At 53.9% G+C, this 7,284-nt stretch carries 8 protein-coding genes and 1 pseudogene; 8 read left to right on the top strand and 1 reads right to left on the bottom strand.

The genetic code is table 11. The features are described 5' to 3' along the window. A pseudogene (locus F3H95_RS26860) lies at positions 1 to 164 on the top strand (IS3 family transposase); the annotation flags it as partial. 655 nt (positions 165 to 819) lie between these two features. On the opposite strand, the gene F3H95_RS26850 reads toward F3H95_RS26860, so the two are convergent. Further along, positions 820 to 1,878 carry an XRE family transcriptional regulator gene (locus F3H95_RS26850; RefSeq protein WP_149748230.1) on the bottom strand — a complete coding sequence of 353 codons (1,059 nt, stop codon included), beginning with the start codon at positions 1,876 to 1,878 and terminating at the stop codon, positions 820 to 822. A gap of 174 nt (positions 1,879 to 2,052) precedes the next feature. On the opposite strand from F3H95_RS26850, the gene F3H95_RS26845 reads away from it, so the two are divergent. The 7 genes from F3H95_RS26845 to F3H95_RS26815 form a co-directional block, all read left to right on the top strand. Continuing rightward, on the top strand, positions 2,053 to 2,997 hold the full coding sequence (locus F3H95_RS26845; RefSeq protein WP_149748228.1) for a CBASS oligonucleotide cyclase: 945 nt from the start codon (positions 2,053 to 2,055) through the stop codon (positions 2,995 to 2,997). A 3-nt stretch (positions 2,998 to 3,000) separates the two neighbouring features. Further along, on the top strand, positions 3,001 to 3,498 hold the full coding sequence (locus F3H95_RS26840; protein ID WP_149748227.1) for a hypothetical protein: 498 nt from the start codon (positions 3,001 to 3,003) through the stop codon (positions 3,496 to 3,498). Beyond that, the gene (locus tag F3H95_RS26835; RefSeq protein WP_149748226.1) at positions 3,495 to 4,388 is read left to right on the top strand and encodes an ATP-binding protein; all 894 of its coding nucleotides are present in this window, start codon (positions 3,495 to 3,497) and stop codon (positions 4,386 to 4,388) included. Before F3H95_RS26840 ends, F3H95_RS26835 begins: the two co-directional genes overlap by 4 nt. Continuing rightward, positions 4,388 to 5,554 (top strand): hypothetical protein, encoded by a 1,167-nt coding sequence (locus F3H95_RS26830; protein ID WP_149748225.1) that lies wholly within the window; start codon positions 4,388 to 4,390, stop codon positions 5,552 to 5,554. Before F3H95_RS26835 ends, F3H95_RS26830 begins: the two co-directional genes overlap by 1 nt. Beyond that, positions 5,551 to 6,102, top strand: a complete 552-nt coding sequence (locus tag F3H95_RS26825; RefSeq protein WP_149748224.1) for a 3'-5' exonuclease — start codon at positions 5,551 to 5,553, stop codon at positions 6,100 to 6,102. The genes F3H95_RS26830 and F3H95_RS26825 overlap by 4 nt, the downstream gene beginning before the upstream one ends. A 222-nt stretch (positions 6,103 to 6,324) precedes the next feature. Further along, on the top strand, positions 6,325 to 6,960 hold the full coding sequence (locus F3H95_RS26820; protein ID WP_149748223.1) for a hypothetical protein: 636 nt from the start codon (positions 6,325 to 6,327) through the stop codon (positions 6,958 to 6,960). Between the two features lie 147 nt (positions 6,961 to 7,107). Continuing rightward, on the top strand, positions 7,108 to 7,284 hold a 177-nt coding region (locus F3H95_RS26815), incomplete at its 3' end, for a transposase (protein ID WP_149748222.1).

The following is a 7,284-nucleotide window of genomic DNA, read 5'->3' as shown; positions in this document are numbered from 1 at the left end:
CACACTCCGGACTCGGCTGGATGACCCCTGCAGAGTTCGCTCAAACAATCAACCCGCGACGTGATGCGCTGCTGCACAGCCGGAATGGCTCCGCACCGCAACCCGCCGCTACCGCCCAAAATACCGCAAACCAAAACCGCTGGAGCGAACTCAAAACTGGATAAAACTTGGGGGCAAGGTCACTCATAGTCTCGTGATAGTTGCCGCCGAAATCGAACGCGCACGTCTTGGGGCGATTTCAACGTGCTCGCTATCGAGGTCATGTATGCTTCCTACTCCTGAATCAAGTTGATGGCCGTACCTGTGTCCAAGATGATGTGAAGATCGCGCATCATTTCGGCAGCATGTAGCGAGCCTTGGTACAATTCCTCCCGTGGCACTCGGTCTGCTCCCGCAGCAACGGTTCGAAGGTAAATCACGGCATCAGGTCCAAGGATAGGTATGATTCCAAGCTGAGGCCTTAGATCGTTTATCACTGTGATCGCCCGGTCGGGCAGCCTCGTCACCTCCGAGCTAGATAGCTTGTCCGCTTCGTTCGCCGCGCCGATCAACTCCGATATGAACTGCGGGATCAAGGGCATTCAAATTCCAGACGTGCGATGCGTGGTTGTGAACTCATGATACATTGAATGTGTCGGCACGCTCGGCAATCCTGCCTCTGGGGCCAAGTAATTGTTCGCGACCGCCACTTGATGCGCCTTGCTTTTTCTCTTTGTGTTCTTTTCTTGCCTGTTTTGGTTGCTAGAACGGGCGTTTCCGCTGCCACACGGTCGCGGAATTTTCACTAATTGACCTTGGACGTCATGCTGTCGTTTTGACCTACCAATCAAATGAAAGGCGCTCTTTCAAATCGGCTTCGAACGTTCCGAACAACTCGCTGGCGTGGGCGATATCTATAAGGTTTTCGCTATAGGCGCGAAGACAAAGTCTTTCGAAACGACGGGGCATTTCATACTCTTCAGGCAAGCACTCGGGCTCTTTGAACGGCGGCGTTCTCCAGCCGCGTTCTGCGAACACCTTGAACAACTCACGGAATGTTGTCTCCGAAACGATCCCAAGCTCCCGACAGCGATACGTCAACGCTTGTATACTAACTCCGTACCGCCGCTTCAGAGCTGCAAGTTCGCCGAGGCTTATCGTTGATCGAGTGGCCCCTACCTCTGCACGAAGCATATCTGCCGGTAGCAGGAACGCGCCTGCAAAACGATGTGCCGCTTTCTCAGCGTCAAGGCTGGTTGTGAGCCCCAAAACCATGTGGCCCAACTCATGGGCCATCGTGAAGCGTTTCCGCTCGGACCAGGTGTTTCGCTTGACGACAATCACTCGGGCTGCGTCACGGTCCCGCCGAGGCGCTTGGGCAGCAAGCCCGTCAATGTCGTCGAGATCAACAGACAGGACCTTGATCCCGCGCTCTTCGAGGAGTTCGGCGAGGCGAGGGATCGGGTCATTTCCCAGACTCCAGGCCTCTCTAACCGATCTAGCTGCGTCCTCCGCGTCACGAAGATCATTGACTGGAAAAGGGACGCCACGTGGTTTCTCCCAATCCGTGCTTTCCAACCCTAGGATCGCTTCGATCTCAAGATAGTGCTGGAGCATCGTTATGGCTTTAGCCTGAACGAATGCTTCTTCTTTTGCGGAACTCATGCCCTTCCGAAATTCGACACTCTCAAGTGTGAGTTGCTCCTCGCTCTCCAGGTGCGCAACGCTGACACCCAATGCGACTGACAGAGCCTTCAGAACTGGTGGGCTCGGAATGTCCTCACCGCGTTCGTATTTGCCAATGGCTTGCGCACTGACTAAGCCCGCGATGCGTTCCGACAGCTCTCTGAGTGAGAGCCGCATTGCCGCTCGTGCGATCCGCAACCTTGAGCCAAGCATCACGCCTCCCATCTCTTCAGTTTACATCTGTGGATATCCAGGTCTTTTTGTAAACCGCCTCTTGCGGCCGACCATCGCCGATACAATATTACCGATAGTTAAGGCCAAGTTAAGATGGGCGATTGGAAACCAGACGCTCCGAGCTAAAAATTCGCTTCCGAAAGGATTTTTCGCATGCCTCTGACCAATGCCGCCCTATTGAACTATGACCACAATGTCCTTCGTCTGCCCGCCGACAAGCGGAAAGAGTACCATGAGCAGGTTGACCGGCTGGTTTCCGAACTGGGGAAAACCCTCAAAGGCCGTGTCGACATTAAGATCACACGGGTGTTGAAGGCCGGATCATTTGCCAAGTTCACCATCCTGAAGAAGACCAGCCAGGACCCGGTTGACGTTGACCTAGTTATCTACGTCGCGGGGGTCGATCCCGATAAGGAAACGCTGGAGCAGCTCCTTGACGACATCCACGCAGCACTGATTTCCATCTATCCGTCGAAGTCCGTGGAAGACTTCGAAATCCAACGCAAGGCCGCTACCGTGAAGTTCGTGGGTAGCGGGCTCTATGTCGACATCGTGCCCGTCGTCGAAGACCCGTACCGGCCAGGCTATGGTTGGCAGTTCGACCGTGATGGCGGGAAGATTGAGACCAATCCCCCGGGCCACTTGAAGTTCATCAAGGATCGCAAGGATGCGGACCGTCATTTCCGAACACTCGTCCGCATGGGAAAGCGTTGGAGCCGTCATGTCGAATTGTCGGCCCTCAAGGGCTTCCATATCGAGCTGATTATGGCGCATGTTTTCGCGAAATACGGAGCAACCGAGAGCATTGAGAAGCGCTTCCGCGACTTCCTTCTTTACATTGCAAATTCGGGCTTGAAAGAAAAAATCAGCTTCCCGGAAAACGCTGGGATTCTTGGCAACTTCACCGACCCAGTCGTCATTCTCGATCCAGTCAATGGCGAAAACAACGTGACATCCCGTATCACGGAGGCAGAGCGCCAGGAAATCGTCAAGGCGGCGGATCAGTCCTGGGAAGATGCGAACTACGCTTCGGCCGAAGACGACGACGACATTTGGAAAGAAGTATTTGGCAATCGCTTTTCGGTCGAGGAGGCCTGAGACATGACTGCAACGCGTACTGCGTCCGCTACCGGCAGCTATACGACGACCGATATCACCATCGTCGTCCGCCAATTCACGACCGACCTGAAAATGATCGCCTCCAGCACTCGTGCCATGACTGAGAAGGCCGCATCAGACTACGGTGCAGACATCGAGCTTCTCGCATCAAAAGGCTATTTGAAGTCCGTTGATGTAACGCAGATGTTCGGTGGGAAGGAGATCAGGGCTGTAAAGTATGACGTTGATGAAAACACCGGGACGCTTAAGTCAGCAAGGCCCGGGGGTGTACGCTGGCCAGAGCTTCCTGGCTCTGAGATCAGGATTGTGATGACCCACACTGACAGCTTTAACGCAGCCGTTCTTCAATCTCTTTCTGGTCGCCTCAATATTAGCTGGGGCTTTACCAGCGTTGATACGAGCCATGCGTCTCTTACCTCTTCCGGTGGCCGCGACTACGCAAGCAACGGCTGGGGAATGCGCCGGGAGGATTGGTCTTGAGTGAGTCCTTGTTTGATGCTGAACTGCCTTTGCCCGACGACGCTCTCGCTCAGAAAGCCAAAACGCTCATTGGCTTCGACGAACGGTATCAGGCGGTTCATGCGCAGCTACGCCTTTTGCTGAATTCGGGCGATCTCCCAAGCTGGAATAGTAAGTTTCATCATGGAAAGCTGAATCTGGGGGCATTGCTGCAGGAGCAATATCCTTTTGCAATCTTTCACGGAGACGTTGGTACCGGTAAAACCGCGACGGCAGAGACAATCGCCAACCGGCTGGTTGCTGAGGCGGGCGTCGAGGACGCGACTCTGTTCAAAATGAGTAACCGTGTGCGCGGGAGCGGCATGGTTGGCGAGATGGGAACACTGATTTCCCAGGCCTTTCAGCAAGTGATCAAGGCAGTCGGAAAGAGCAAGCGGGCGATCCTGATCATCGATGAAGGTGACTCCCTTGCCGCCAATCGGTCGCAGGAACACAGCCACCACGAGGACAAGGTTGCCGTCAACACGCTCATTCAGCACATAGACGATCTACGACGGTTTAACGGACGCATTCTCGTAATTCTCTGCACAAACCGCCTTTCCGTTCTCGATCCCGCGCTTCGGCGCAGAGCAGCCCTGGTCCGGGCATTTTCCAGGCCGACCTCGGATGAGCGAAAAGCTCTCTTCATCAGCGATCTAGCCGCTTTGAACCCTTCAGTAGATGATGTTGCCAAGCTTGTTGCGATTACCGGACCGCGCGCCGATCAGCCGACGTGGACGTATTCGGACATCCGTACCAGGCTCTACCCGCAGGCTTTGGCTAAAGCTTTTCCAAATCACCCACTATCCGTGAACCTCCTGTTGCATGTCGCCGCAGCTATGACGCCGTCGCCAGTGATGGAGGACAAGTAATGCCGAGGTCACCACTGTTTGGGCGTCGCATCCATATCACCGGTCGGATTTCAGAAGAGATCGAGTACGCTTCGCCTGAAAATGTAGAGCTAGCGCGCAAATTCGTGGCAAGCCTCGTAACGGCTCTTATCAAGTTGGGGGCGAACTTTGTCGTGCCTGTCGACAAAGAGCCGCTCCGTGCCATTGATGGAAAGCCGTTATGCTTCGACTGGCTGATTTGGGAGACGATTTATCAGAACCAGATTTCGCGTCCTTCCGATGTCCCCGGTGTGATGGCTGTTGCAGTCCAGCACCACAAATCCGAGGCTCAGATTCCTGAGCAGTACAAGGAGATGTGGAATAGCCTGCGTCGGACTGACAAAGTGAAGATCGACAACGCTTCGTTCTGGAACATGGCAAGCAAACGGATGGAGACGCAGGCCCATTGGGGAGACATCCTCATCCCCATCGGCGGTGACGAAGGCGTTCTCTTTCTCACAAACCTCTACGCTGGCAATGGTAAGCCGGTCGCTCCGGTGAACATCCCGCTACGCCCCCAGACGACCGGCGCTCAGCGTGTCTATGACTTCGGCTTGGGACGCAACAACACTAAGCGGCTGTTTCAAACAACAGGCCACCTTGATCCTCACGGTTGGCTGAACCGAGTAAACTTCGCAAGCCAGACCGACGTTAGGCTGATGGTCGAAGAGTTTATTGAGCTGCTTGAAGCCCTTGAACCGCCCAGAGCCTTTGCAGTGCGGCTGCTCGACCCCTCACACGATCAATTTAAAGCCGTCGACGATTTCTTCGAAGCGGTGGTAAAACCAGTTGTCGAAGGGCGTCTGGGCTATAAGCTCCTGGTGGTCGACGGACAACAGTCAGTCGGCCAAGCTCGTATCGACGGTGATATTTTCAGTAAATTGCACCATTGCCAACTCGTCATTGCCGACGTCACAGGTTCCAGGCCGAACTGCTTCATCGAATTGGGTTATGCTCTGGGGCGCGGGATTCCCACAATCGTCACGGCGATGAAGGGCGAGAAGCTACCGTTCGATATCGCAACGTATGCTGGATATCATTGGTCAAATGACACAACTGCGGCTGATAGGCAGCGTGAGTTTTTTGATCATTGGGCTTCTGTCGAGGCACGTCCGCCTCTGGTCGACGTGGAGCCACTAATCTCATGACCGAAAAACGAAAAGAAGTTTTTATCTCTGTCGACATTGAGGCAGCTGGTCCCATCCCACCCGACTACAGCATGCTTTCTCTGGGTTGTTGTTTGGTTGATGACCCCACAAAAAGCTTCTACGTAGTGATCAAGCCGATCAGTGAGAACTTCATTCCAGAGGCATTGGCCGTTAGCGGGTTTAAACTCGACAGTTTGAATGACACGGGGACGGACCCTGAAGAGGCGATGCTAAGCCTGGAGGATTGGATCACCACCAATTCCGAGGGTGGGAAGCCGATATTCGTGGGCTTCAACGCACCTTTTGATTGGGCTTTTGTGAATTATTACTTCCTCCACTTTCTCAAGAGGAACCCCTTCGGTATCGGAGCCGTAGACATCAAGGCGATGTATATGGGTGCAGCAGGCTGTTCATGGGACGCAACTCGGTCAAGCCAGTTTCCCGTCGAGAAGCAAGCAGAAGAGCAGAAGCATGACGCTCTTGCCGATGCTCGTCATCAGGCACAGCTTTTTCAATTCGTACGTGACCTGCGCGATCACTCCCTGTAATTCCATGGCGTAGGTACGTCGATCTGGCACTTCGAGGCGATCTGCACCTCCTGCATGGCGCGTTATGGCCTCACAATTGGGTTCGCGCGCTGTAATCGTGACGCGAGTTGCTGTTTCAAATCTCAAGCTGCTCGGGAAAGATGCAGTGGATGCCACTCGTGGCTGCGTTCAAGCTGTTTGTTCTCTGTGTATAATCAAACTGTTTCCCAGAGAGGATCACCAATGGCCGACAACTATGCGGAGTGGAAGGGCAGAATGGCAGAACTGGATTCCGTGATTGCCAAAATGGGGGGCAAGGTTCTGGTGATCCGAAAACTCGACGGCATAGCAGAATTTGAGAACAAACTTATTTTAAACCCGCCCCGAAACGGCGAAGTCGCTCCTGAGCTTGACGACTATTTTGATCGACTATCCACCAAGCTCTTCGGTATCACCCGAGACGATACCCGTTTCAAATTTCCTGATAGTTTTCATAGCTTGATCGAGGGAACTGAGGAATGGTGGCAAATTCAGTCCAGTGCGGATCAACACGAGCGCCACTTCGTTACAGACGATAGTGCTGACGACGAGGCCGTTTCTACGCTCCTCATACTGGGCGTTGACTTTCGTGATGAACGAGGAGACCCGCTCCGCTGCACGAAGCTCTTCGGCCGCCAGGTAACTGCCGCTGTCATGAAGATAGCGGGCCTTCTTCCAGATGCCGATGCCGTGGAATTGAAGAGCTTGGAGAGCAAGCTTGAAAAGGAAGCGCAGTTGCATCTGGCTCGCCGAGGGAAAAAAAACGGTACGGGAGCGAGCCGTCAGGATGCTGTTAGCAACGGCCATGATTCAAGCTGTAGCCTACTCAAAGATGGTTAGATGAACGAAGTGATATGGTGAAACTGGTTGGTAGCGCGGACGAAAATTGGCTTGATGATTTCTTCAAGTTGTTCTCTGCCGGTGACCTGCTCCCCTGGAATGTCCTCGGTTTGAGGTTAGTCTGTTGTCCGGAGAAGGAAACAGACAATGAAGCGTTCTCGTTTCAGCGACGAGCAGATCTTCGGTATTCTGAAGGAGCATCAGGCCGGTCTTTCGGCTGTTGATCTGTGCCGCAAATACGGTGTCAGCGACGCGACCTTCTATAAATGGCGGTCGAAGTATGGCGGCATGGAAGTGGCGGAGGCCAAACGGCTGAAGGCTCTT

It is taken from the genome of Rhizobium sp. RU35A (assembly GCF_900156005.1).
Classification (GTDB): domain Bacteria; phylum Pseudomonadota; class Alphaproteobacteria; order Rhizobiales; family Rhizobiaceae; genus Neorhizobium; species Neorhizobium straminoryzae.
Note: the sequence above shows the minus strand (reverse complement) of the source record. Positions and strands in the feature narration are given on the sequence as shown.

What these genes read in the sequence shown, in the direction of transcription:
- F3H95_RS26840 (WP_149748227.1), top strand. Translation starts at nt 3,001, where the DNA reads ATGACTGCAACGCGTACTGCGTCCGCTACCGGCAGCTATACGACGACC.
- F3H95_RS26830 (WP_149748225.1), top strand. Translation starts at nt 4,388, where the DNA reads ATGCCGAGGTCACCACTGTTTGGGCGTCGCATCCATATCACCGGTCGG.
- F3H95_RS26825 (WP_149748224.1), top strand. Translation starts at nt 5,551, where the DNA reads ATGACCGAAAAACGAAAAGAAGTTTTTATCTCTGTCGACATTGAGGCA.
- F3H95_RS26820 (WP_149748223.1), top strand. Translation starts at nt 6,325, where the DNA reads ATGGCCGACAACTATGCGGAGTGGAAGGGCAGAATGGCAGAACTGGAT.
- F3H95_RS26850 (WP_149748230.1), bottom strand. Translation starts at nt 1,878, where the DNA reads ATGCTTGGCTCAAGGTTGCGGATCGCACGAGCGGCAATGCGGCTCTCA.
- F3H95_RS26845 (WP_149748228.1), top strand. Translation starts at nt 2,053, where the DNA reads ATGCCTCTGACCAATGCCGCCCTATTGAACTATGACCACAATGTCCTT.